19 protein-coding genes, 1 tRNA gene and 2 pseudogenes are annotated in these 22,351 nt (G+C 74.3%); 6 read left to right on the top strand and 16 right to left on the bottom strand.

Annotated elements, in window-relative coordinates; genetic code table 11:
* Positions 1-263: 263 nt before the first annotated feature.
* The gene (locus Sdia_RS28840) at positions 264-1,496 is read right to left on the bottom strand and encodes a serine hydrolase domain-containing protein (RefSeq protein ID WP_189500106.1); all 1,233 of its coding nucleotides are present in this window, start codon (positions 1,494-1,496) and stop codon (positions 264-266) included.
* Positions 1,497-1,804: 308 nt separating this feature from the next.
* Between Sdia_RS28840 and Sdia_RS28845 the strand changes: the two genes are divergently transcribed.
* A complete protein-coding gene (locus Sdia_RS28845) occupies positions 1,805-2,257 on the top strand; it encodes an SsgA family sporulation/cell division regulator (protein ID WP_100456871.1) in 453 nt (150 codons plus the stop codon).
* Between the two features lie 81 nt (positions 2,258-2,338).
* Here Sdia_RS28845 and Sdia_RS28850 read toward each other — a convergent pair whose 3' ends face one another.
* Together Sdia_RS28850 and Sdia_RS28855 are read right to left on the bottom strand one after the other, a co-directional pair.
* Positions 2,339-4,600, bottom strand: coding sequence for an MMPL family transporter (locus Sdia_RS28850; protein ID WP_115067838.1), 2,262 nt, complete (start codon positions 4,598-4,600; stop codon positions 2,339-2,341).
* Positions 4,601-4,785: 185 nt separating this feature from the next.
* Positions 4,786-5,358 (bottom strand): TetR/AcrR family transcriptional regulator, encoded by a 573-nt coding sequence (locus Sdia_RS28855; protein ID WP_100456873.1) that lies wholly within the window; start codon positions 5,356-5,358, stop codon positions 4,786-4,788.
* A 218-nt stretch (positions 5,359-5,576) separates the two neighbouring features.
* Between Sdia_RS28855 and Sdia_RS28860 the strand changes: the two genes are divergently transcribed.
* Both Sdia_RS28860 and Sdia_RS28865 read left to right on the top strand, forming a co-directional pair.
* Positions 5,577-8,927, top strand: a complete 3,351-nt coding sequence (locus Sdia_RS28860; protein WP_189500107.1) for a S41 family peptidase — start codon at positions 5,577-5,579, stop codon at positions 8,925-8,927.
* 105 nt (positions 8,928-9,032) lie between these two features.
* A complete protein-coding gene (locus Sdia_RS28865; protein WP_229830866.1) occupies positions 9,033-9,227 on the top strand; it encodes a hypothetical protein in 195 nt (64 codons plus the stop codon).
* A gap of 73 nt (positions 9,228-9,300) precedes the next feature.
* On the opposite strand, the gene Sdia_RS28870 is transcribed toward Sdia_RS28865, so the two are convergent.
* The 3 genes from Sdia_RS28870 to Sdia_RS28880 are packed head-to-tail and all read right to left on the bottom strand — an operon-like array spanning position 9,301 to position 12,658.
* Positions 9,301-10,176: an SDR family oxidoreductase gene (locus Sdia_RS28870; protein ID WP_124287599.1), complete on the bottom strand. Its 876-nt coding sequence runs from the start codon at positions 10,174-10,176 to the stop codon at positions 9,301-9,303.
* The gene (locus Sdia_RS28875; RefSeq protein ID WP_100456881.1) at positions 10,173-11,111 is read right to left on the bottom strand and encodes an alpha/beta fold hydrolase; all 939 of its coding nucleotides are present in this window, start codon (positions 11,109-11,111) and stop codon (positions 10,173-10,175) included. The genes Sdia_RS28870 and Sdia_RS28875 overlap by 4 nt, the downstream gene beginning before the upstream one ends.
* A complete protein-coding gene (locus Sdia_RS28880) occupies positions 11,108-12,658 on the bottom strand; it encodes a flavin-containing monooxygenase (RefSeq protein WP_100456883.1) in 1,551 nt (516 codons plus the stop codon). Before Sdia_RS28880 ends, Sdia_RS28875 begins: the two co-directional genes overlap by 4 nt.
* Positions 12,659-12,790: 132 nt before the next feature.
* Here Sdia_RS28880 and Sdia_RS28885 point away from each other — a divergent pair, with 132 nt between their 5' ends.
* Positions 12,791-13,474, top strand: a complete 684-nt coding sequence (locus Sdia_RS28885; RefSeq protein WP_124287596.1) for a MerR family transcriptional regulator — start codon at positions 12,791-12,793, stop codon at positions 13,472-13,474.
* Between the two features lie 54 nt (positions 13,475-13,528).
* Here the strand turns inward: Sdia_RS28885 and Sdia_RS28890 are convergent, their stop codons facing one another.
* Positions 13,529-14,323 carry an exodeoxyribonuclease III gene (locus tag Sdia_RS28890; RefSeq protein ID WP_100456887.1) on the bottom strand — a complete coding sequence of 265 codons (795 nt, stop codon included), beginning with the start codon at positions 14,321-14,323 and terminating at the stop codon, positions 13,529-13,531.
* Positions 14,324-14,385: 62 nt separating this feature from the next.
* Between Sdia_RS28890 and Sdia_RS28895 the strand changes: the two genes are divergently transcribed.
* Positions 14,386-14,919 carry a GNAT family N-acetyltransferase gene (locus Sdia_RS28895; RefSeq protein WP_100456889.1) on the top strand — a complete coding sequence of 178 codons (534 nt, stop codon included), beginning with the start codon at positions 14,386-14,388 and terminating at the stop codon, positions 14,917-14,919.
* 47 nt (positions 14,920-14,966) lie between these two features.
* Positions 14,967-15,338: a hypothetical protein gene (locus tag Sdia_RS28900; protein ID WP_229830869.1), complete on the top strand. Its 372-nt coding sequence runs from the start codon at positions 14,967-14,969 to the stop codon at positions 15,336-15,338.
* 30 nt (positions 15,339-15,368) lie between these two features.
* Here the strand turns inward: Sdia_RS28900 and Sdia_RS28905 are convergent, their stop codons facing one another.
* The 9 genes and pseudogenes from Sdia_RS28905 to Sdia_RS30865 all read right to left on the bottom strand — a co-directional run.
* Entirely contained in the window at positions 15,369-16,172 is an 804-nt protein-coding gene (locus Sdia_RS28905; protein ID WP_100456992.1) for an alpha/beta fold hydrolase, read from the bottom strand.
* Positions 16,173-16,732: 560 nt separating this feature from the next.
* Positions 16,733-17,742 (bottom strand): annotated as a pseudogene (locus Sdia_RS28915) (alpha/beta hydrolase); the annotation flags it as partial.
* A gap of 428 nt (positions 17,743-18,170) precedes the next feature.
* Positions 18,171-18,244, bottom strand: a tRNA-Ala gene (locus Sdia_RS28920).
* A gap of 71 nt (positions 18,245-18,315) precedes the next feature.
* Positions 18,316-19,449: a divisome protein SepX/GlpR gene (gene sepX, locus Sdia_RS28925; protein WP_100456891.1), complete on the bottom strand. Its 1,134-nt coding sequence runs from the start codon at positions 19,447-19,449 to the stop codon at positions 18,316-18,318.
* Between the two features lie 222 nt (positions 19,450-19,671).
* Positions 19,672-20,274 carry a GNAT family N-acetyltransferase gene (locus tag Sdia_RS28930; protein ID WP_100456892.1) on the bottom strand — a complete coding sequence of 201 codons (603 nt, stop codon included), beginning with the start codon at positions 20,272-20,274 and terminating at the stop codon, positions 19,672-19,674.
* Between the two features lie 17 nt (positions 20,275-20,291).
* Positions 20,292-20,813, bottom strand: a complete 522-nt coding sequence (locus tag Sdia_RS28935) for a MogA/MoaB family molybdenum cofactor biosynthesis protein (RefSeq protein ID WP_100456893.1) — start codon at positions 20,811-20,813, stop codon at positions 20,292-20,294.
* Positions 20,810-21,337 carry a cyclic pyranopterin monophosphate synthase MoaC gene (gene moaC, locus Sdia_RS28940; protein WP_100456894.1) on the bottom strand — a complete coding sequence of 176 codons (528 nt, stop codon included), beginning with the start codon at positions 21,335-21,337 and terminating at the stop codon, positions 20,810-20,812. Before moaC ends, Sdia_RS28935 begins: the two co-directional genes overlap by 4 nt.
* 82 nt (positions 21,338-21,419) lie before the next feature.
* On the bottom strand, positions 21,420-21,701 hold the full coding sequence (locus tag Sdia_RS30860; RefSeq protein ID WP_371874301.1) for a MoeA family protein: 282 nt from the start codon (positions 21,699-21,701) through the stop codon (positions 21,420-21,422).
* Positions 21,702-22,053: 352 nt separating this feature from the next.
* Positions 22,054-22,344: pseudogene (locus Sdia_RS30865) on the bottom strand (gephyrin-like molybdotransferase Glp); the annotation flags it as partial.
* Positions 22,345-22,351: the final 7 nt, after the last annotated feature.

The following is a 22,351-nucleotide window of genomic DNA, read 5'->3' on the forward strand; positions in this document are numbered from 1 at the left end:
CGGCCTCAGACGCCGGCCGGGCTGGAGAGTTCTCGGTCTCTCCGGGACATGGGTGGAGCAGGGCCACACGGCGAACGAGCCGCGCCCCTGACAGCCCGGCCGGCGCTGGACGCCAATCAAGGACCGGCACGGCCGGCACAGCTCCGCCCACACTCAGCCCGGCCGGCGCCTGAGGCCATCCTGAACCGGCACGGACAGCCGGAGCGCGGCCCGACGACAGTCCGGCCGGCGCCTGAGGCCAGAAGCCCGGCCGGCGCTTGAGGCTAGCCCTTGAGAACCCCGCGCACCGCGCGGATGAGTGCCTGGGCCCGGGGGTCGTTCGTGACCGTCCTCTGGAGGCCGTTGGTGACGTAGCCGAAGGAGATCCCGGACTCGGGGTCGGCGAAGCCGAGCGAGCCCCCGCGGCCCGGGTGGCCGAAGGAGCCGTCGGCGAGGAGGGGCGATGCGGGCCCGTGGAGCATGAAGCCGGGGCCGAAGCGGGTGGGGACGACGAGGACGCGGTCCGGCCCCTGGGACTCGACGGTGCGAGCGAGAGCCAGGGTGGCGGGAGCGAAGAGGCGTGGCCCGTGCTCGACGGCGCCGATCAGGGCGGCGTAGAAGCGGGAGAGGGCGTGCGCGGTGGCGATGCCGTTGGCGCCGGGGAGTTCGGCGGCGTGGTATTCGCGGCTGTTCTCGTCGGCGGGCGGGTGGACGGCGTCGAAGGCGCGCCGGGTGAGCGAGGCGGCGTCGCGGTAGGCGTCCTGGACGTTCCTCCGGGGCCGCAGCCGCAGGCCGGGCCCGGCGTGCTCGGGGGCCGAGACGGGCCCGGACCGCCCGACGCGGTCCTTCTCGGCGGCCGGCAGCCCGATCCACAGGTCGAGCCCGAGCGGCCCGGCGATCTCCTCGGCGACGTAGCGGCCGAGCGACGCCCCGGTGACGCGGCGGACGAGTTCGCCGGTGAGCCAGCTGTAGGTCTGCGCGTGGTAGCCGTGCTCGGTGCCCGGTTCCCAGACGGGGGCCTGCGCCGCGACGGCGGCGGCGCCCGTGCCGGGGTGGGCGGCCTCCTCGGGGGTGAGGGGCCGGTCGAGGACGGGGACGCCGGCGCGGTGGGCGAGCAGATGCCGGACGAGGGTCGGCCCCTTGCCCTCGGCGGCGTACTCGGGCCAGTACGTGCTGACCGGGGCGTCGAGGTCGAGACGGCCGCGCTGGTGGAGGAGGAGCAGGGCGGCGGCGGAGACGCCCTTGGTGACGGAGTGGACGACCTGCGCGGTGCCGCGCTCCCTGGGGACGGCGGAGTCGTGGTCGCGGGTGCCTGCCCACAGGTCGACGACGGGGCTGCCGTGGCGGTGGACGGTGACGGCGGCGCCGCGGTCGCCGCGGTGGGTGAAGTTGCGGGCGAAGGCGTCGCGGACCGGTTCGTAGCCGGGGGCGACCGTGCCGTGGACGGCGACGGGTTCCGGCGCGGAGTCCTGTTCGTCGGGGGCGGGGTGGCCGGTGGCCTCGGCGGTGTCGTTCACCGTCCCATGGTCACAGACGCGGTGGCCTTCCCGGACCGGGGTCCGGCGGCCTCCATCCGCCACGGAGGGCCGCCGGGAGCACACGGAGGGGGGAAGGGCCGAGAACTCCCCAGGAGGATTTCACCCGCTTATGGGATATTCGTCGCACAAGCGGCGCGCTTCCGGGCGATGACGGCACTGGAGTACGGAGATGTGAAGTGCAGGGGTCCCGTCGCCCGCCGGGGCGGGACCCGCCGGACGAGTCGCCGCGGCGGCCCCCGCACACCGGCCGCCTTCGCCGCGGCCCTCGCCTCAGGAGGACGGAAACGATGACCGCCGCAGTCGAGCAGCGCGCCCGTGGGTACATCGTCACCGACGGCGACGACCACCTCGCCGTCCCGGTCCTGCTGCGGTACGACCCCGACGCGGCGGCGGGCGCGGAGTGCCCCGTCGTCCTCCACTTCCCCGGCGGCGGGTACGCCTCACCCGACCGGAGGGTTCCGCGCGCCCTGCTGGAGGCGGGTCTGCGCACCACGCGTACCGAGGGTGCGGTCCGGGTGTGGCCGTGCGGGCGGGTGCAGACGGTGGTGGAGTTCCACGCGCCGGGCGAGGAGCCGCTGGTCATCCAGTTCGACTCGGTGGTCCTCATCCGCTTCCTGCGGCGCACGCACGCCGAGGGCCCGGCGGGTGAGCCCGCCGTGGCGGCCGCCGCCCACCGGCCCGGGCCCGCCGCCGCGACCACCGGCACCACCGGTACGACCCCGACCGGCGCCCCGGGCTGAGGCCGGCGGGCCCTTGGACGCGAGGGGGCCCCGCACCGGCTCCCGGTGCGGGGCCCCCGACGAGCGGGTCCAAGGCCACCGTCAGACGGAGACCGCCTCGCGCTCCTCCTTGCCCTCGCCGCCCTCGGCGACGGACTCGTCGAGCTTCTTGCGGAGCTTGTCGCCCTCCACGTCGAAGTCGGGCAGGGCCCGGTCCAGCCAGCGCGGGAGCCACCAGGCGTGCCGGCCGAGCAGGGCGAGGACGGCCGGGACGATCGCCATCCGCACCACGAAGGCGTCGAAGAAGACGGCGATGGCGAGGCCGAAGCCGATCATCTTGATCATCTGCTCGGTGGAGCCGATGAAGCCGGCGAAGACCGCGATCATGATGACCGCCGCCGCCGTGACGACGCGGGCGCCGTGGCGGAAGCCGGTGGTGATGGCCTGCGAGGGCGACTCGCCGTGGACGTACGCCTCGCGCATACGGGTGACGAGGAAGACCTCGTAGTCCATGGCGAGGCCGAAGACCACGCCGACCATCAGGATCGGCATGACGCTCATGATCGGGCCGGGCTGCTCGACACCGAAGAGCCCGCCGAGCCAGCCCCACTGGAAGACGGCGACGACGGCGCCCAGCGCGGCCACCACCGAGAGCAGGAAGCCGAGCGCGGCCTTGAGCGGCACCAGGATCGACCGGAAGACCACCATCAGCAGCAGGAAGGCGAGGCCGACGACGAGCGCCAGGTACGGCAGCAGCGCGTCGTTCATCTTCTGCGAGAAGTCGATGTTCATCGCGGTGGCGCCGGTGACGAAGACCTCGGCCCCGTCCTCGGCCTTGATCTTGTCGCCCAGCTCGCGGATGTCGTGGACGAGCGCCTCGGTCTCGGCGGAGTTGGGCCGGTCCTTGGGAATGACCTGGAACATCGCGGTGTCGCCGGCCTGGTTCGGCATCGGCGGTGTCACGGCGACGACGTGGTCGTTCTTCTGGATCTCCCCGGTGATCCGCTTCAGCACGGCGTCCTGGTCGTCGCTGCCCTTGAGGTCGACGGCGCCGACCAGCGGGCCGTTGAAACCGGGCCCGAACCCGTCGGAGAGCAGGTCGTACGCCTTGCGAGGCGAGCTGGACGTGGGCTGGGCGCCGTCGTCGGGGAGTCCCATCTCCAGCGAGGAGGCGGGGATCGCGATGACGCCGAGGCCGATCACACCGGCGAGCAGCACCATGACCGGGCGGCGCTGGACGAAGCGGGCCCACCGGGTGCCGCCGTTGTCGCGCGGCGTGTCGCCGACGAGGACCTCGCCGGTGGCGGCGGCCTGCTCGGCGGCGGCCTTGCGGGCCTTGCGGTCCTTCCGGGAGACGATCCGCTCGCCCGCGAAGCCGAGGAAGGCCGGGATGAGGGTGATGGCGACGAGGACGGCCAGCACGACGGTGCCCGCCGCGGCCACACCCATCTTGGTGAGGATCGGGATGTTGACGACGGCCAGGCCCGCCAGGGCGATGACCACGGTCAGCCCGGCGAAGACCACGGCGGAGCCGGCGGTGCCCACGGCCCGGCCCGCGGCCTCCTCGCGCTCGCGGCCCTCGGCCAGTTCGGCGCGGTAGCGGGAGACGATGAAGAGGGCGTAGTCGATGCCGACGGCGAGGCCGATCATCATGGCGAGGGTCGCGGTGGTGGAGCCGAGGTCCATCACGGAGGCGAGCGCGGTGATGGTGGAGACGCCGATGCCGACGCCGATCAGCGCGGTGATCAGCGGCAGTCCGGCGGCGACCAGCGAGCCGAAGGTGACGACCAGGACGATGCCCGCGACGACCACGCCGATGACCTCGGTGATGCCGGTCTCCGGCATCACCATCAGCGCGTCACCGCCGATCTCCACGGTCATGCCCCGCTCGCGGGCGTCGTCCCCGGCGCTCTCCAGGGAGTCGCGGGTCTCCTCGGTCAGTTCGAAGGAGCTGACGTCGTACTGGACAGTGGTGTAGGCGGTGGTGCCGTCCCGGCTGACCGCCGGGGCCTCCTTGCTGAAGGGGTCGGAGATGGACGCGATCTGGTCCGAACCGCCCTTCAGCTCCTTGACGATGCCGGAGACCTCGGCCGCGTTCTCCGGGGCGGTGATCTTCTCCCCGTCGGGGGCTTTGAAGACGACGCGGGCCGAGGCCCCGTCGGCGGTCTGCTCCGGGTAGCGCTCCTCCAGCAGGTCGAAGGCGCGCTGCGCCTCCGTGCCGGGTATGGAGAAGGAGTTGGAGGTCGCGGTGGACGCGGTGGCGGCGCCGAATCCGGCGAGCGCCAGCAGCGCCACCCACACCAGGGCGACGAAGCGGCGGCGCCGGAAGGCGAACCGTCCGATCGAATACAGGAAAGTGGCCACGGAGGGCGTACTCCCGTTCAGGTCGTAGGGGTCGGGACACAGGTGCTCAGCCCGACGACGAGAGCGGCGTGTCGGTCAGGTACGGGCGGGCGGGTGCCTGCCGCGCCCGGGGGCGCGGCGTGTTCGTACACGGCTGCGCTGTGCTGTTGGTGCGGCGCCCGGCCCCGGCGGGGCGGGCGGCGCGGTCAGACTCCGAGAGCGGGGAAGACCACGGAGTGCACGTAGTGGCGGAGGAAGGCCCGGTCCACCGGCCGGTTCTCGATGAGCAGCCGCGCGGCGAGCGCGCCGATCATCATGTGCGGTACGTAACCGAGCGCCGGGTTGTCGGCCGCGACCTCGCCGCGCGCGACGGCCCGGCGCAGCAGCGTGTCGACGCCGTCGGTCTCCGGGTTGATCAGCTGGCTGATCAGCGCGTCGTGGAGTTCGTCGCTGCCCGAGGCGGCCTGCATCAGGCCCCGCATCAGCGCGGTGTCCTGCTCCAGGCGGTCGTCGTCGGTCATCTCCAGGACGGCTTCGAGGTCGCCGCGGAGAGAGCCGGTGTCGACCTCGTCGAGGAAGACGGGTTTCTCGCATCTGAGCGCCCGCACGACCAGTTCGGCCTTGCTCCCCCACTGGCGGTAGAGGGTGGCCTTGCTGATGCGGGCGCGGGCGGCGACGGCGTCCATGGTCAGGGCGTCGTACCCCACGTCACGGAGCAGGCCGAGGACGGCGGTGTAGAGCTCGCCCTCCCGCTCGGGTGTGAAGCGTGTGCCTGCCATGCCGGTCTCTCCTCGCCGTCCGCCGGGGCCCTCCGGGCGCGGGCGCGCGCCGGCGACGCCCCCGCTCGTGAACGAAACGGTTTCGTACAGCTCGTACGACGGTACCGGGTCGGAGAAGCCCGCGGCGCCCCCCTCCGTGTGCCCTCGGCCACACCGTCCGACCCGCGCCGACGGCCGGAGCCCGAGTTGCCGCCCCGGCGCGGCGGGAAAAGCATGGAGTGGTGAGTGCCGATGCCGCGTACCTGCGCTACCCCGACCTGCACGAGAACCGCCTGTGCTTCGTCGCCGAGGACGACCTGTGGCTGGCCGACCTGCCCGCGCCCGGTCAGTCGGCGCCGGGCCGCGCGTGGCGGATGACCGCCGACCGCACCCGGCTGGGCCTGCCCCGCTTCTCGCCGGACGGCAGCCAGGTCGCCTACACGTCCTGGCGCAGCCTCGACCCGGAGATCCACCTGGCCCCGGCAGGCGGCGGCCCGGTCCGCCGCCTCACCTACTGGGGGAACCAGGACACCCGGGTCCGCGGCTGGTACCCGCCGGGCCACGAGTCGGTCGGCGAGATCATCGCCGTCTCCTCGCACGGCCAGCCCTTCTCCTACGTCACCTGGGCGTACAGCCTGCTCACCGACGGCTCACCGGGCAGCAGACTCCCCTGGGGCCCGGTCACCGACCTGACCGTCGGCCTGGTCGACGGCCAGTACCGCACCCTGCTGCTGACCGCGACGCCGCCGCACGAGCCGGCGTACTGGAAGCGGTACCGGGGCGGGGCCCAGGGGCGGCTGTGGCTGCACGGGGAGCGGCTGCTGGCCGACCTGGACGGGCATGTGGAGTCGCCGATGATCGTGGACGGCCGCATCGCCTTCCTCTCCGACCACGAGGGCATCGGCAACCTCTACTCGTGCGCCCCCGACGGCGGCGACCTGCGCCGCCACACCGACCACGACGCCTTCTACGCCCGCCACGCCTCCAGCGACGGGCACCGCGTCGTCTACCAGTGCGCGGGCGACCTGTGGATCGTCGACGACCTCGCCCCGGACTCCGTCCCGCGCCGGCTGGACGTACGCCTGGGCGGCCCGCGCACCGGCCGGCGGCCCTACCAGGTCCCGGCCGCCCAGAACGTCCGCGGCATCTCGGTGGACGACACCGGCCGGGCCAGCGCCGTCAACGTCCGTGGCAGCCTGTACTGGCTGACCCACCGCGACGGCCCGGCCCGCACCATCGCCGACGCCCCCGGCGTGCGGACCCGGCTGCCGGAGATGCTCGGCTCGGGCGGCACTGTCGCCTACGTCACGGACGCGGGCGGCGGCGACGCGGTGGAGATCGCCTACCTGCCGCGCGCCACCGGCGGCCGCCCCAAACGGCGGCTGGCGGGCGGCCGGCTGGGCCACGTCCTGGAGCTGGTCGCGGACCCGGCGGGCGAGCGCATCGCACTGGCCTCCAACGACGGGCGGCTGTTGCTCCTGGACGCCACCGACCCGGTCGGCGACACCGTGCTCGCCCCGGCGCCCGAGGGCGAGCGCGCCCCGGACGCCGAGGTGGTCATCGAGAGCGAGGCGCCACTGACCGAGCTGGTCCGCTCGGCCAACGGGCCCGTCCGCGACCTGGCCTTCTCCCCCGACGGCCACTGGCTGACCTGGTCGCACCCGGGCATCGGCCGTTCGCTGCGGCAGATCAGGATGGCCCGGGTCACCGAGGCCGAGCCGCAGATCGTGGACGTCACCGACGGCCGCTTCGAGGACGAGAGCCCGGTCTTCACCCGCGACGGCCGCTACCTGGCCTTCCTCTCCTGGCGCGGCTTCGACCCGGTCTACGACGTGCACACCGGCGACCTCTCCTTCCCGCTCGGCTCGCGCCCCTACCTCGTCCCGCTCTCCTCCGCGACGCCCTCGCCGTTCGCCCTGCTCCCCGACGGCCGCCCGGCGGCGGGCGGCCTGGACCCCTCGGACGCCAACCCGGGGGACGGCGCGGCCATGGTCGAGGTGGAGGGACTGGCCAGCCGGGTCACGCCCTTCCCGGTGGCCGCCTCCAAGTACTCCTCGCTCTGCCCGGTCGCGGGTGGCGGGGTGGTGTGGCTGCGGTGGCCGATCTCGGGCGCCCTCGGCGAGACCTTCGCCAACCCGGCCGACACCTCCGGGCGGCCCACCCTGGAGCACTTCGACATCGTGCGCGGCCGTCGCACCGAACTCGTCCGCCACCTCGACTCGTTCGCCCCCAGCGGCGACGGCACCCGGCTGGTCGTGCTGGACGAGGGCGACCTGCGCGCGATGCCCGCCACCGAGCAGGGCGACGACGACACCTCGGTCTGGCTGGACCTGCGCCGCATCCTGCACGAGGTCGACCCGCCCGCCGAGTGGCGCCAGGCGTACGCCGAGGCCGGGCGGCTGACCCGGGACTACTTCTGGGACCCCGACATGTGCGGCGTCGACTGGCCCGGTGTCCTCGGCCAGTACCGGCCGCTGGTGGAGCGGGTGGCGACCCCGGACGAGTTCGCCGACCTGCTCCGCGAGGTCCTCGGCGAGCTGGGCACCTCGCACGCCTACGTCTCCCCGGCCCGCCGCAACGAGGGCCCTCCGCACTACCAGCGCGCCCAGGGCCTGCTCGGCGCCGATCTGGTCCGGGCCGGCGACCAGTGGCTGGTCCGGCGCATCCTGCCCGGCGACTCCTCGGACACCAAGGCCCGTTCACCGCTGGCCGGCACCGGCATCCGCGAGGGGGCCGCCCTCACTCACGTCGACGGGCGGCCGGTCGACCCGGTGACGGGGCCGTACCCGCTGCTGGCCGGGGCGGGCGGCACCACCGTCGAGCTGACCTTCCGGGCGGCCGAGGGCGGCCGCTCGCGCCGGGTCGCGGTGGTGCCGCTGGTCGACGAGCGGCCGCTGCGCTACCAGGACTGGGTCGCCCGGCGCCGGATGGTCGTCCGCGAGCTGTCCGGCGGGCGCTGCGGGTACCTGCACATCCCGGACCTGGGCGGCTCGGGCTGGGCCCAGTTCAACCGGGACGTGCGCATGGAGGTCTCCCGCCCCTCGCTCATCGTGGACGTGCGCGGCAACGCCGGCGGGCACATCAGCGAGCTGGTCATCGAGAAGCTGACCCGCACCATCCTCGGCTGGGACCTCACCCGGGACGCGCAGCCCGTCTCGTACACCTCGAACGCCCCGCGCGGCCCGATCGTCGCGGTGGCCGACGAGGCGACCTCCTCCGACGGCGACATGATCACCGCCGCCATCAAGCTGCTGGGGCTCGGCCCGGTGGTCGGCTCGCGCACCTGGGGCGGCGTCGTCGGTATCACCGGGCGGCACCGGCTGGGCGACGGCACGCTCATCACGGTGCCGATGAACGCGGCGTGGTTCGAGGCGTACGGCTGGAGCGTGGAGAACCACGGCGTCGAGCCCGACCTGGAGGCGGTGCGCACGCCGCTGGACTGGGCCGAGGGCCACCACGCGGTGCTGGACGACGCGGTCCGCCTCGCTCTGGAACTGCTGGAGCGGGAGCCGGCGAAGAGCCCGCCGGACCACTCGGGCGTGCCCGATCTGGCGCGGCCGCCGCTGCCGCCGAGGCCGCAGGAGGAATGAGCCCCGCCGGCCCGGCGCAGGATGCGCGCGACGGGCGGGCGTGCGACGCTGGAAGTTGTCCAGCCATGCCCCAGATTGCCCAGGGGAGGACTCGCCATGGGCCTCATGGACCAGTTCAGGAACAAGGCCGAACGCCTCGCCGACCAGGCGAAGGAGAAGATGGCCGCCTCGAAGGACACCGCGTCGCAGGAGTCCGGCTCGCACGACAAGCACGGCTCCGGCCGCTCGCACGGCAGGCACGGGCGCTCCCACGAGGGCCACGAAGGCCACCCGAGGCGCGGCCACCACCACGACCAGTGACATCGCCCACCGGCACCCGCCGGGCCCGGTCCGTCTCGCACGGCCCGGGCCCGGCGGTCTCGGGGGAGGACGCTCAGCCCGCCCGGTGCTTCTCGTCGGCGGCGCCGCCCGAGCCGACCAGACCGGTCGGGACCTGGTTCAGCCGGGGCGCGAACCGCTTGATCTCCCGCTTGCCCACGGTGGCGATGATCCCCGGGAGGTGGCCGCGGACCGACTGCATCCCGCGCAGCCACGGTTGCGCGTACACCCTGGCGGACCGGCGCTCGATGCCCGCGACGATCCGGTCGACGGCCGGCTGCAGCGGGTACGTCTTGTTGGCCGGCCAGGGCAGCCGCTGCCGCAGTTCGCGCATCACCTCGTCCTGGTCGGCGCCGCGCACCATGTCGGTGTCGGTCCAGCTCAGGTAGCCGACCCCGACCTTCACCCCGTGGTGGGCCACCTCGGCCCGCAGACAGTTGGCGTACGCCTCGACGCCCGACTTGGAGGCGCAGTACGCCGACATCATCGGGGCCGGGGTGATGGCGGCGAGCGAGGCGATCTGGAGGAGGTAGCCGCGGCTCTCCCGCAGCACCGGCAGGAAGGCCCGCGCGGTGACGGCCGAGCCGACGAGGTTGACCTCGATCACCCGCCGCCAGGCCACCGGGTCGGACTCCTCGAACGGGCCGCCGGCCGCGACACCGGCGTTGGCGACCACGATGTCGATCTTCCCGAACCGGGCCTTGACCTCCCGCGCGACCCCCGCGAGCGCCTCGTGGTCGGTGACGTCGGCGTACCACCAGTCGGCGTCGGAGGGCAGCCGTCCGGCCACCGCCTTCAGCTCGTCCGGTTCCAGGCCGACCAGCGCCACCTTCGCGCCGCGCTCCGACAGCTTGCGGGCCAGCAGCTCGCCGACCCCGCGCGCGGCGCCGGTGACGACCGCGACCTGTCCCTCCAGGCTGACCTTGCTCATGCCCCCTCCTTCACCTGTGCGTCCCCGGCCCGCGGACGCGGGTCACCGGTCGTGATGTACGTGGCTGCCAGCTCGCGGATGCGGGCGGTGACGGCCTCGGGCGCCTCGATCGGCGTCATGTGGCCCTGGCCGGTGAGCTCGGTCAGCCCGAGTCCGGCGGGCAGCGCCGCGGCGAGGGCGCGGGCGTGCGCCGGCGGAGTGAGCCGGTCGGCGGTGCCGACCAGTACGGCGGTCGGCGCGGTCAGCGCCCGCACGCCCGCCCACAGGTCCAGCTCCTCCAGCACCTTCGACCAGCCGATCCGGGCGCGGCGCGGGCAGGCGTGCACGATGCGGGCGCAGGCGTCCACCCGGTCCGGCGCCGAACCGGGGCCCATGGTCCCGTACTTGAGGACCTTCCGGGAGAGCGGCGTGACCGGACCGAGGGGGGCGCGGGCGCCCAGCACCCTGGCGGTCAGCCAGGTCCTGGCCCTCCCCGGCTTCAGCGGCAGCACGGTGGCCTCGGCGACCAGGTCGGCGGGGCCGGTGGAGCAGAGCAGCACGGCGGCGGCACGCTCGCGGAAGCCGGGGCGCCCGGCGGCGGCCATCAGCGTCATGCCGCCCATCGAGTGCCCGGCGAAGACCGCCTGTTCGCCGGGGGCGAGAGTGGCGGCGGCGACCGCTTCGAGGTCGTCGGCGAGCGCCCGGGTCGAGTAGGCGGCGTAGGTGGCCGGGACCGGGCTGGCCCCGTGGCCGCGCTGGTCGTAGGCGATGACGCGGTGGTCGCGGGCGAGTCCGGCGATCTGCGCGGCCCAGAAGCGGGTGGAGCAGGTCCAGCCGTGGGCCAGGACGATCGCGGGCGCGCCCTCGGGGCCGTGCACCTCGACGTGCAGGCGCGAGCCGTCGGCGGAGACGACGGTCAGCTCCCGGCGGGGGGCCGCGGCGAGGCGGGGACTCATGCGCCCACCCCGGCCTTCTCGCCGCGCGGACCCCGGTCCTCGGCGGCGCGGGCGGGCCGCAGCACCTCGTACTCGGAGAGGTCGACGCGGCGGGTGGCGTTGCGGAACTCGGTGGTGGTGCCGGGCCAGACGGTGGTGTTGCGGCCGTTGGCGTCCAGGTACCAGCTGTTGCAGCCGCCGGTGGCCCAGACGGTGCGCTCCATCCGCTGCTGGACCTTGGCGTTCCACTCGGTGACGGCCGATTCGCGGGCGTCCAGGGCCGCCTTGCCGCCGAGCACGTCGAGCTGGCGCAGGTAGTCGGCCATGTAGTTGAGCTGGGACTCGATCATGAGGATCATCGAGGAGTTCCCGAGGCCGGTGTTGGGGCCGATGATCGTCATCCAGTTGGGGAACCCGGCGGCGGTGGCGCCGCGCAGCGAGTTCATGCCGTCCTTCCAGGTGGCGGCGAGCGTCTCGCCCTGGTCGCCGACGACGCGTTCGGCGATCGGCATGTCGGTGACGTGGAAGCCGGTGCCGAAGATGATCACGTCGACCTCGGCCTCGCTGCCGTCGGCACCGACCAGGGTGTTGCCCCGGATCTCGCTGAGACCGGAGGCGACGAGGTCGACGTTGGGCCGGGCGAGCGCCGGGTAGTACGTGTTCGACAGCAGGATGCGCTTGCAGCCGATCCGGTAGTCCGGGGTGAGTTTGGCGCGCAGCACCGGGTCCTTGATGGCGCGGGCGATGTTCCGCTTGGCCAGCGTCTCCACGGCGCCCAGCTCGCCGGGTCGCTTGGTGAACGCCTGCACCTGGAGTTCGCGGATGCCCCAGAGGATGCCGCGACGGGCGGTGGCGGTGGCGGGCAGCTTGCGGTGCAGCCAGCGTTCGGCACCGGTGACCTTGCGGTCCATCCGGGGCATGACCCACGGGGGTGTGCGCTGGAAGAGGGTGAGGCGGCCGGCCTCGGGCTGGATGGCGGGCACGATCTGGATGGCGGAGGCGCCGGTGCCGATCATGGCGACGCGCTTGCCGCGCAGGTCGTAGTCGTGGTCCCAGCGGGCCGAGTGGAAGATCTTGCCGGGGAAGGTGTCGATCCCGGGCACGTCCGGCAGCTTCGGGTCGGAGAGCGGACCGGTGGCGGAGACCACCACGTCGGCGGTGAGGGTGCCCTGGCTGGTCTCGACCTCCCAGATCAGCCGCTCGGTGTCCCAGCGCATCATCTCGACCTCGTGGTCGAAGCGGATGTGCGGGCGCAGTCCGAAGGTGTCGGCGACCTGCTCCAGGTAGGCGCGGATGTGCCGCTGCCCGGAGAAGGTGCGCGGCCATTCGGCGTTCGGCGCGAAGGAGAAGGAGTACAGGTGGGAGGGGACGTCGCAGGCGCATCCCGGGTAGCTGTTGTCGCGCCAGGTGCCCCCGACCGAACCGGAGCGCTCCAGTACGACGAAGTCGGTGACGCCCTCGCGGCGCAGCCGGACGGCGGCGCCGAGTCCGCCGAAGCCGGTGCCGATCACGATCACCCGGTGGTGCTCGACGCGTTCCGCCCGCTGTTCCTGGTTCTTCCCGGCCATGGCTTCGCCTCCCGCAACTTCTGCCATCGCGCCAGCAATCACTGGCATGGTTGGGAGAGTAGGGCAGCGGCATACCGATGGGTAGGGGTACGACGGAGGAAAGTTACCGGCGGTACGACATAGGGTTCCCGCGTGGACGACGAAGGAGAGCGCGAGTACCGGACCGCCGAGCTGGCCAAGGCGGCCGGCATCACCGTGCGCACCCTGCGCTTCTACCGCGAGCGCAAACTCCTGCCGCCACCCCGCCGCGAGGGCCGCATCGCCTGGTACGACGACCACCACCTGGCCCGGCTGCGCACCATCACGGCGCTGCTGGAGCGCGGCCACACCCTCGGCGGCATCACCGAGCTGATGAACGCCTTCGAGGAGGGTCAGGACGTCGGCACCCTGCTCGGCGTCACCCCGACCGAGGAGACCCCCGTCCGCCTCTCCCCCGAGGAGCTGGCCGACGCCTTCGCCGGCGAGGTCACCCCGGAGAACTTCGCCGAGGCCCTGAAACTCGGCTACCTGGCCACCGACGGCGACGAGATCGTCCACATCAGCCGCCGCCTGCTGGACGTCTCGGTCGCCCTGATCCGCGAGGGCGTCCCGCTGGCCGCCGTGCTGGAGGCGGGCTCACGCGTCCGCGTGCACGCCGAGGCACTGGCCGTGCTCTTCCTCGACACGATGGCCACCCACGCCCCGGAGGCCGACCTGGACCGCCTCCGCCCGCTGGCCAAGAGCGTGGTCGAGGCGGAGCTCTCCCTGGCGATGGACCGCCACCTCGCGGCCCTGCGGCAGCGGGAGGCGGCGGCCGGGGGCGGGCCGGGCGAGTAGCGGAGGCGGTCCGCCCACCGGACGCCACCGGGCGGGTTCACGCCCGCGGCGGGTTCACTCGTAGGCGACCGTCACCGGCGCGTGGTCCGACCAGCGCTCCTCGTGCGTCGCCGCCCGCTCCACCAGCCCCTTGACCGCGCGGGCCGCGAGACCGGGGGTGGCGACGTGCAGGTCGATGCGCCAGCCCGAGTCGTTGTCGAAGGCACGGCCCCGGTAGGACCACCACGAGTAGGGCCCGGCCTGGTCCGGGTGGAGCGCGCGCATCACGTCGGTGTAGCCGGCCTCCGCGTAGACCCGGTCGAGCCAGGCCCGCTCCTCGGGGAGGAAGCCGGCGGACTTGCGGTTGGCGCGCCAGTTCTTGAGGTCGGCCTCCCGGTGGGCGATGTTCCAGTCGCCGCACACCACGACCTCGCGGCCGTCCGCGGCGGCCCGCGCCCGCAGCCCCCGGAGGTACTCCAGGAACTCGGCCATGAACCGCTCCTTCTCGTCCTGCCGCTCGGTGCCGACCTCACCGGAGGGAAGGTAGAGGCTGGCCACGGTGACCCCGGGCAGGTCCGCCTCGACGTACCGCCCGCTTCCGTCGAACTCCTCGCTGCCGAAGCCGACCCGCACCCGCTCCGGCTCGCGCCGCGTGAGCAACGCCACTCCGGCCCTGCCCTTGGCCGCGGCGGGCGCGTACACGACGTGCCAGCCCTCGGGAGCCCGCACGGCCTCCGGGAGCTGGGACTCCTCGGCGCGCACCTCCTGGAGGCAGACGACGTCGGCGTCCGTGGCGGCGAGCCACTCGACGTAGCCCTTCTTGGCCGCGGCCCGCAGGCCGTTTACATTCACAGTGGTGACGGTGAGCATCCCGGCACCCTACCGAGGTTCGCCCCGGCACCCCGCCTCCGCATAGAAGTACCCTGATCCGCATGAACATGCATTCCCTGCGCCCGGTCGCCTTCGACCACCCCGACGCCGTCCAGCTCAACGACGAGGTCCAGCTCGAATACGCCGAGCGGTACGGCGACGACGGCGACGCCACCTGGCTCGACCCGGGCATGTTCGTCCCGCCGCACGGGCTGTACCTGCTCGCCTACGACGGACGGGGCCGCCCGGTGGCCTCCGGCGGCTGGCGCCCCCAGGACGCCAACGACGAGGCGTACTCCGACGGCGACGCCGAGCTGAAGCGCATGTTCGTCATCCGCGAGGCCCGGGGCCACGGCCTGGCCCGGCGCATCCTCGCGGCGCTGGAGGAGGACGCGCGGGCCGCCGGGCGCACCCGCATGGTCCTGGAGACCGGCACGAAGCAGCCCGAGGCGATCAACCTGTACGCCTCCAGTGGCTACGCCCCGTGCGCCAAGTTCGGCCTGTACCGCTTCGACGAGCTGAGCCGCTGCTACGCCAAGCCGCTGAACCCCGCCGCCGCGGCGGCCCGCCCCGAGCCGACCGCCGTCACCGCCTGACCGCACCCCCACCCGCATCCGCACCCGCATCCGGAGGACGACCGGTCATGCCGGACACCGCATCGCCGCGACCGGCCGGCGACGCCCCCGGGCTGTGGCGCCTGCACACCCGCGCCACCCCGCCCCGGCACGTCGCCGACCTGCACGTCGACGGCTCGGACTTCCCCTGGCTGACCGCCGCCTTCCGGCCCCTGGCCCCCTACGAGGAGCACCGCCCCCTCTTCGTCCGTCTCGCCGACCTGAGCGAGACCGAGGAGTGGGAGGCGTTCGACGCGTGCTGGTCGGAGCTGAACCGGACCCTGGCGCTCCACACGCCCGAGGGCGTTCCCGTCGCCGACTTCCTGCTGCATGTGGAGGACGACGACAGCCGCGCGAGCTTCCGCTGGATCGACGAGCCCGCCGAGGGCCCGCCGGCGTGAGCCCCGCCCGCTCGGGCCGGTGCGGCCGGCTCAGTCCACTCCGGTGACGAACTCCACGAGGGCCTCCCCCGTCTCCTCGGGCTGCTCCAGGTGCGGCAGGTGCCCGGCACCGTCGATCACCGTGAGGGTGGCGTGGGGGACCAGCCGGCGGATCGCCTCGGCGTCCGCGACCGTGGTGAAGGAGTCGTCGGCGCCGACCACGACCAGCACGGGCTCGGTCACGGCCGACAGCGTCGCCTCGTAGTCCGCTCGCTCCGCGCGGCCGCGCAGGGCCGCTGCGGCGCCCTCCGGGTCGGTGCCGCGCATCATGCGGAGCACGTGCGCGGCCGCGTCCGGCTTCGCCTCGACGTTGTACGGCGCGAGCATCCTGCCGATCACCTCGTCCGCGTACCCGCCCATCCCCTCCGCGAGCAGCCGCTCGGCCAGCGCGAGCCGGCCCACCCGGCCTTCCTCGGTCTCGGCCGGGTAGGAGGTGCCGGCCAGCACCAGTGCCCGCACCCGCTCCGGGTGCAGCCGGCGGATCTCCATGGTGATCTGGCCGCCCATGGAGACCCCGCCGACCACGGCGTCCGCGATGCCCAGGTGGTCGAGTAGGGCGACCACGTCCCCGGCGAACACCGGGAACGGTGTGCGCCCCGGCACCACCTGGCTCTCCCCGTACCCCCGCAGATCCGGCAGCACCACCCGGCACCCGGCCCCGGCCAGCCGCCGGGCCTGCGCCCGCCACAGGCTCCGGTCGAAGGGGTGCCCGTGCACCAGCACCACCGGCGTCCCGCCCTCCGGCCCCCACTCCTCGTATGCCAGCCGCACCCCGTCGACCTCGTAAGTCCCCATGCGGGCAGCGTAGATGAGCGGGCCCCGGCCGGACACGCGCTGTGCGGCGGCTCGGTCGGGCAGCCGGTTGCGGCGCGGGCGCAGGATGCGCTCGGTACCGGCCGCGAGGGTCGCCACGGCCACCGCCGCCTCTCCCCCACCGGGGCAGCCGCACCGGCGGGGCGAAGGCGCCCGGTGGTGCCGGTCGGACCGGGCTCTCGGCGGAGGCGGGGTCAGGGTGAGCTGGTGCTCGGTCCCGTCGAGGGTCACGTTCCGGCGCGCTCCAGCCCGAAGCCGCTCATCGCCACCTCCACGAACCCGCCCGGGGACGGGGAGGGCGGCCGGCCGCCGACAGCCGGCCTGCCTCGCGGTACAGGCCGGCCGTGGCCTCGCCCGACGGCTGGTGCTGCCCGTGCCGCACGCCGGCGGAGTACACGGCCACCGTGCACCCGGCCTCGGTGAGCCGCAGGTGGAACAAGGCCCGGAACGGCACCCGCCACCAGCGGAACCGCTCCAGGGCCCGCCCGTCGCCGGCTCGGCCCGGCGCCGCCGCCTCTCCCCGAACAGGCCGCTCCCTCTCCTCACGCGTCCGGTTCGGCCGCGCAGGCGAGGTCCCGCGCGGGCCGTTGCCCGGTGGTCAGGTACGTCGTCGGCGCAAGGGTCGGCGCCGAAGGGGTAGACCCCGTGGCCGCCCCGGTCGACGGTGACCAGCCCGGCCCGGTCACCGAACGCCCGCCGCAGCGCCTTCGCCCCGGCGAGCGGGGTGCCCGGGTCCCGCTCGTTCTGGACGAGGAGGAGGTTGGAGGGGCCCTGGTCGTCGACGCGCACGGGCTTCTCGACCCAGGAACGCGGCCGGAAGGCGCAGGGCCCGATGTCGGCCGTGGCGCCGCCGAGCAGGGGGTACCGCCCGCTGTCGGCCCGCACGTCACGCTGGTACTCCCGGATGGTGCGCGGCCACGGGGAGTCGCCGCAGATCACGGCGAACCGCGCGGACCTGAGCGCCTCCAGGCCGGGGAAGGGCGGCTGTTCCGGTACCGGCCCGCCGGTGTCGAGCGCCTGCCGGATCTCTGCCAGCTCCGGCATGTCGGCGTCGGCGTAGAGCCAGTCGTAGGTGATGCCCCGGAAGGCCGTTTCGTCCCGGCCCTGGACCGGCTCCCGCTCCAGCCGCCGGGCCAGCTCCTGGCAGGTCGCGCGCACCTGCCGCGGCGTGGTGCCGAGCCCGTACTCGGGGCGGGCTGCGACGTACGCCGCGAAGTCCGGGAAGCGGTCCTCCAGCCCGCGGGCGGACAGCCGCATGGCCCGGTGGTCGTACCCGCCGGGGCCCAGGTTGCTGTCGAGCACGATCCGGTCGCCGCGTCCGGGGAAGAGCGAGGCGTACGCGGTGCCGAGCTGCGTGCCGCAGGAGGCACCGAGGTAGGACACCCGCTCCTCGCCGAGGGCCGCCCTGATCCGGTCCATGTCGCGGGCGACGTCGGCGGTGCCGATGTGCGGCAGGAGCGGCGCCGAGGGGGAGGCGGCGCACCGCTCGGCGACCTGCCGGGCGCGGTCCGCCTCGCGGACGACGTCCCCCGGGGGTGTGCGCCCAGGAGGGCTCCGTGAGGATCCGTTCCAGAGCGCGGCCGGCGAGCTCGCGCAGACCGGTCGGATCCGGCAGGGGCGTCCCGGGTCCGCGGACGGGGCCGGCCGGCTCGCCGCCCGAGCACTGCACGGCGACGAGGCAGGGCCGCGGCCACCGCCCGCTGCGTCTCGGACGCGTCGACCTCCGCCTCGGCGCCGTCGAGCACCTGGAGGAAGGCGGTACGCACGGCCTCGCGGCGTTCCCTCTCGGCCACGCCCCCGACTCGCCGCAGAAGTCCCCCGCCGCGTCGTTGCCGAACGGCCCTACGCCCCAGGTCCCCGACAGCGGCGGCACCGAGAACCTCGGCGCCCCGCTCCCTGAGCCATGGGGCGAGCCGGCGCGGAAACCGGCACAGCAGAAAGCCCCTCCCAGGGTGACCCCGGGAGGGGCTCTTACTTGCGTGGACCTGAGGGGATTCGAACCCCTGACCCCCTCGATGCGAACGAGGTGCGCTACCGGACTGCGCCACAGGCCCTTGCAACGGGTGAAACTTTAGCACCCCGATCGGGGTGGTCGGTAATCCGGTGCTGGTGGCCGGGGTGGGGCTCATTCGTTGGCCGCGCGGGGGCGGTCGCCTTCGTCGTACTGGTCGAAGAGGGGGGTGCGGCCTCGTTCGCGGGAGCGGCGGGCGGAGGCGGCACGTCGGGCCGGGGCGGCCTCCGCGGGCTCCTCGGGGGCGTCCCCCGCGGGGGCCTCGCCGCCGCCGGTGTCCGGGGCGGCGCTGGAACGGGCGGAGCTCCAGGTGTCGGGGGCGCCGAGGTCGACCGGCGGGGTGGCGCGGGGGGCGACGGGGGCCGTGACGTAGGTGGGGAGGGGGACGGGGACGGGGTCCCAGCTGTCCCCGTCGGCCGGCAGGCGGCGGGCGCGCTGCTGGTCGACCCACTCGGCGTGGTCGGTCTGCTCGACCAGTGCTCTGCGGTCGGCGGCGAGCGCGGTGCGCTCGGGGTCGGGGGCCGGGGCGGGCTCCTCGGCCTCCTCGATCTGCTCGGTGGGGTGGTCACGGCGGCGGCCGCGCTCGCGTACGTGCTGGGCGGCGACCTCGGCCTGACGGCGGTCCATCGCGTAGACGAAGCGGCGGCGCTCCTGGCGGCGCAGGTAGGCGATGTAGGCGCTGAGGAGGATCGCGGGGATCGCGGGGGCCCACAGGAGGGCGAGGCCGCCCACGGCGGCGGCGACCGCGCCGAGGGTGAAGGCGACGAAGAGGAGCATCGTGGTGCGGCGGCGGCGCGCGAGGACCTTGGAGCGCCGGGCGCGCGCGGTGGCGCCGGGATCGGCCGGGCGGTGGGCGGGGACCTGCTGCGGCGCGGGCCGCTCCTGCCGGGGAGGCTGCCCGGGCCGGGGCGCGGTGCGGCGCGGCGGCGCGGGCTCCTCACGTACCGGGGGCATGGCGAAGGACCGGACGTCGACCGATCCGGTCCCGGCGTCCGGGGCGCGGGTCGCGCCGTCGGCCGGGTCGCCCTCGCCGGAGGGCTCGCCGGTGCCGGCGGCGCGGGCCTGGGCGGCACCCTTGGCGTAGCGCCGCTCCATCCCCGCGCGTCCGGACAGGAGCCGGATGGCGGTGCTGAAGCGTTCCGTCGGACGGGCTTCGTTCAACTCGTCCTGCCGACGGAGCCACATGGGCACCAAGTAGGCGGCCCAGGCCCCCACGATGACTGCGTAAATGAGGCCGCTGCTGCTCACGACTCACACGGTAGAGGGGTTTCGTCGGGGCCATCCGCCAATTGAACCGGTGTGTCGCACGATCTGGCTGATATCTCCAGAGTTTTTTCCTACAGATGTGATCGGACGATCGCACTCCGCGACAATCGGGTGATCGAACCCTAAAGAATTCGAACGCTTATTCGTATTTCCGTGATCACGGTTGTGGTGTGCGGATTTCGCGGCGGAGCGGTGGTTCCCGCCTCAGGCCGTGGGGTGGGGCCGGGCGCGGCGCCAGCGGCGCAGGACACCGTCGGGTACTTCCTCCGCCGTGAGTGCGAATACCAGGTGGTCGCGCCAGGCTCCGTCGATATGCAGATAGCGGGGGCGCAGCCCTTCCTCGCGGAATCCGAGTTTCTCGACGACACGGCGGCTCGGCCCGTTCTCGGGGCGGATGCAGACCTCGATCCGGTGCAGTCCGACGCCCCGGAAGCAGTGGTCGACGGCGGCTGCGACGGCGGTCGGCATCACGCCGCGCCCGGCGACGTCCTGGTCCACCCAGTAGCCGATGTGGGCGGAGCACATCGAACCCCAGGTGATCCCGGCGACGGTCAGCTGACCGACGAGGCGGCCCCGGTACTCGATGACGAAGGGCATCATGCGGCCCGCCCCGGCCTCCTTGTGCAGATGGCGGACCATCTGACGGTAGGTCGGGCGGTGGATGACGGGGCCGAAGGGGGTGGGCGGCGGGATGGTGGCTTCCCAGGGGCGCAGCCAGTCGCGGTTGCGGCGGTTGATCTCGCGCCAGGCCCGCTGGTCGCGCCTGCGGATCGGCCGGAGCAGCACGTCGCCCTCGCGCAGTTCCACCGGCCAGTACCGCGGGTTCAGCGGGCGCTCCCCGGGGCGGGCGGGCCGGCGGGGTGGTCGCCGCCCCGGATCTGGTCCACGGCGTGCGGCAGGAGGCGGCCCAGCACGGCGAGGCCGTCGCGGACGCCACCGGTGGAGCCGGGAAGATTGACGATGAGGGTGCGTCCGGCGAGCCCGGCGAGGCCCCGGGAGAGGGCGGCGGTCGGCACCTCGGGCAGGCCCTCGGCCCGGATGGCCTCGGCGATGCCGGGGATCTCGCGGTCCAGCAGGGGACGGGTCGCCTCGGGCGTGCGGTCGGTGGGGCTCAGCCCCGTACCGCCGGTGGTGACGACCACGTCGTAGCCCTCGGTGACCGCGGCGCTCAGGGCCTCGGCGACCGGGTCGCCGTCGGGGACGACGCGCGGGCCCTCGACGGCGAAGCCGAGGCCGGTGAGGGCCTCGGTGATGAGCGGCCCGCCGCGGTCCTCGTAGACCCCGGCGGCGGCGCGGTTGGAGGCGGTGACGACGAGGGCGCGAGGCGTCGACGGCGCGGCGCTCACGCGACGGTTCCCTCGGTGCGCCGCCAGGTGCCGGACTTGCCGCCGGTCTTCTCCTCGACGCGGACGTCGGTGATGACGGCGCCCTTGTCGACGGCCTTGACCATGTCGACCACGGTGAGGGCGGCGACGGTGACGGCGGTGAGCGCCTCCATCTCGACGCCGGTGCGGTCGGTGGTCTTCACGGTGGCGAGGATCTCCACCGCCTCCTCGGTGACGGCGAGGTCGACCTTGACGCCGGAGACGGCCAGCGGGTGGCAGAGCGGGACGAGGTCGGGGGTGCGCTTGGCGCCCATGATGCCCGCGAGACGGGCGGTGGCGAGGGCGTCGCCCTTGGGGACGCCCTCGCCACGCAGGAGTTCCACCACGCGGGGCGAGACGAGGACCCGGCCGCTCGCGCGGGCGGTGCGGGCGGTGACGTCCTTCGCGGAGACGTCGACCATGCGGGCCGCCCCGGCCTCGTCGAGGTGGGTGAGCCGGCCCTGCTCAGGGGGGCGGGGGGTGTCCCCCGGTGTAAACGCTGTCATGTGCTGTGCGACTCCCGGTCCGCGGCCCACCGCGCCCATGTCGGCCTGTGTGGGCGACCACCGTACCCGCACCGGGGTCCGGTCAGCCGAGCAGGACGACCTCGACCTCGCTGCCCCACGCCGCCCCGGTCGCCGCCTCGGGAAGGACGATGAGGGCGTCGGCGTGGGCGAGGGCGCCGATGAGGTGGGAGCCGGCGCCGCCGACGGGCCGCACCTCGGGCCGCTCACCACCGGTGTACGTACCGCGCAGGAACTGCCGCTTCCCCTCCGGCGAGGTGAGCTGCTCGGCCTCCTCGCCGGCGCCGTGCGGCGGCAGCAGGGTGGCGCGGACGGTGGGCCGGTGCAGCTCCTGCAACCCCATCATGGCGCGGATGGCGGGCCGGACGAAGAGTTCGAAAACTGACGTACGAGGAGACCGGGTTGCCCGGGAGGGTCAGGATCGGGGTGCGGTCGGGGCCGATGGTGCCGAAGCCCTGCGGCTTGCCCGGCTGCATGGCGAGGGTGCGGAAGTCCACGTGGGCCCCGTGGAAGGCCCGCCTCTTCCTCCTCGCCGTCCTCTCCCTCGCCCGGCTCGGCCCGCGCCTCCTCGGGCTCGGCTTTCCCCGGCGACGGCGGTGAGTGCCTCCTTGACCACGTCGTACGCGCCGACGCTGACCGCCACCGGTGGTGACGAGCAGGTCGGCGCGGGATGAGCTGGTCCTCGATGTGGCGCGGAGGGTCTCGGCGTCGTCGTGACGGCGCCGACGCGGTAGGCGATGGCGCCCGCGTCCCTGGCAGCGGCGGCCCAGCGCGAAGCTGTTGGAGTCGTAGATCTGACCGGCGGCCAGCTCCTCGCCCGGCTGGGCCAGTTCGCTGCCGGTGGACAGGACGACGACGCGCGGGCGCGGGCGGACCCGGGCGGCGGGGCGGCCGATCGCGGAGAGCAGCGCGATCTGCGGCGGGCCGAGGACCGTCCCGGCCTCCAGCGCGACGTCCCCGGCGCAGACGTCGCCGCCGCGGGTCCGCACGTGGGCC

It is taken from the genome of Streptomyces diastaticus subsp. diastaticus, from assembly GCF_011170125.1.
GTDB classification, from domain to species: Bacteria; Actinomycetota; Actinomycetes; order Streptomycetales; family Streptomycetaceae; genus Streptomyces; species Streptomyces diastaticus.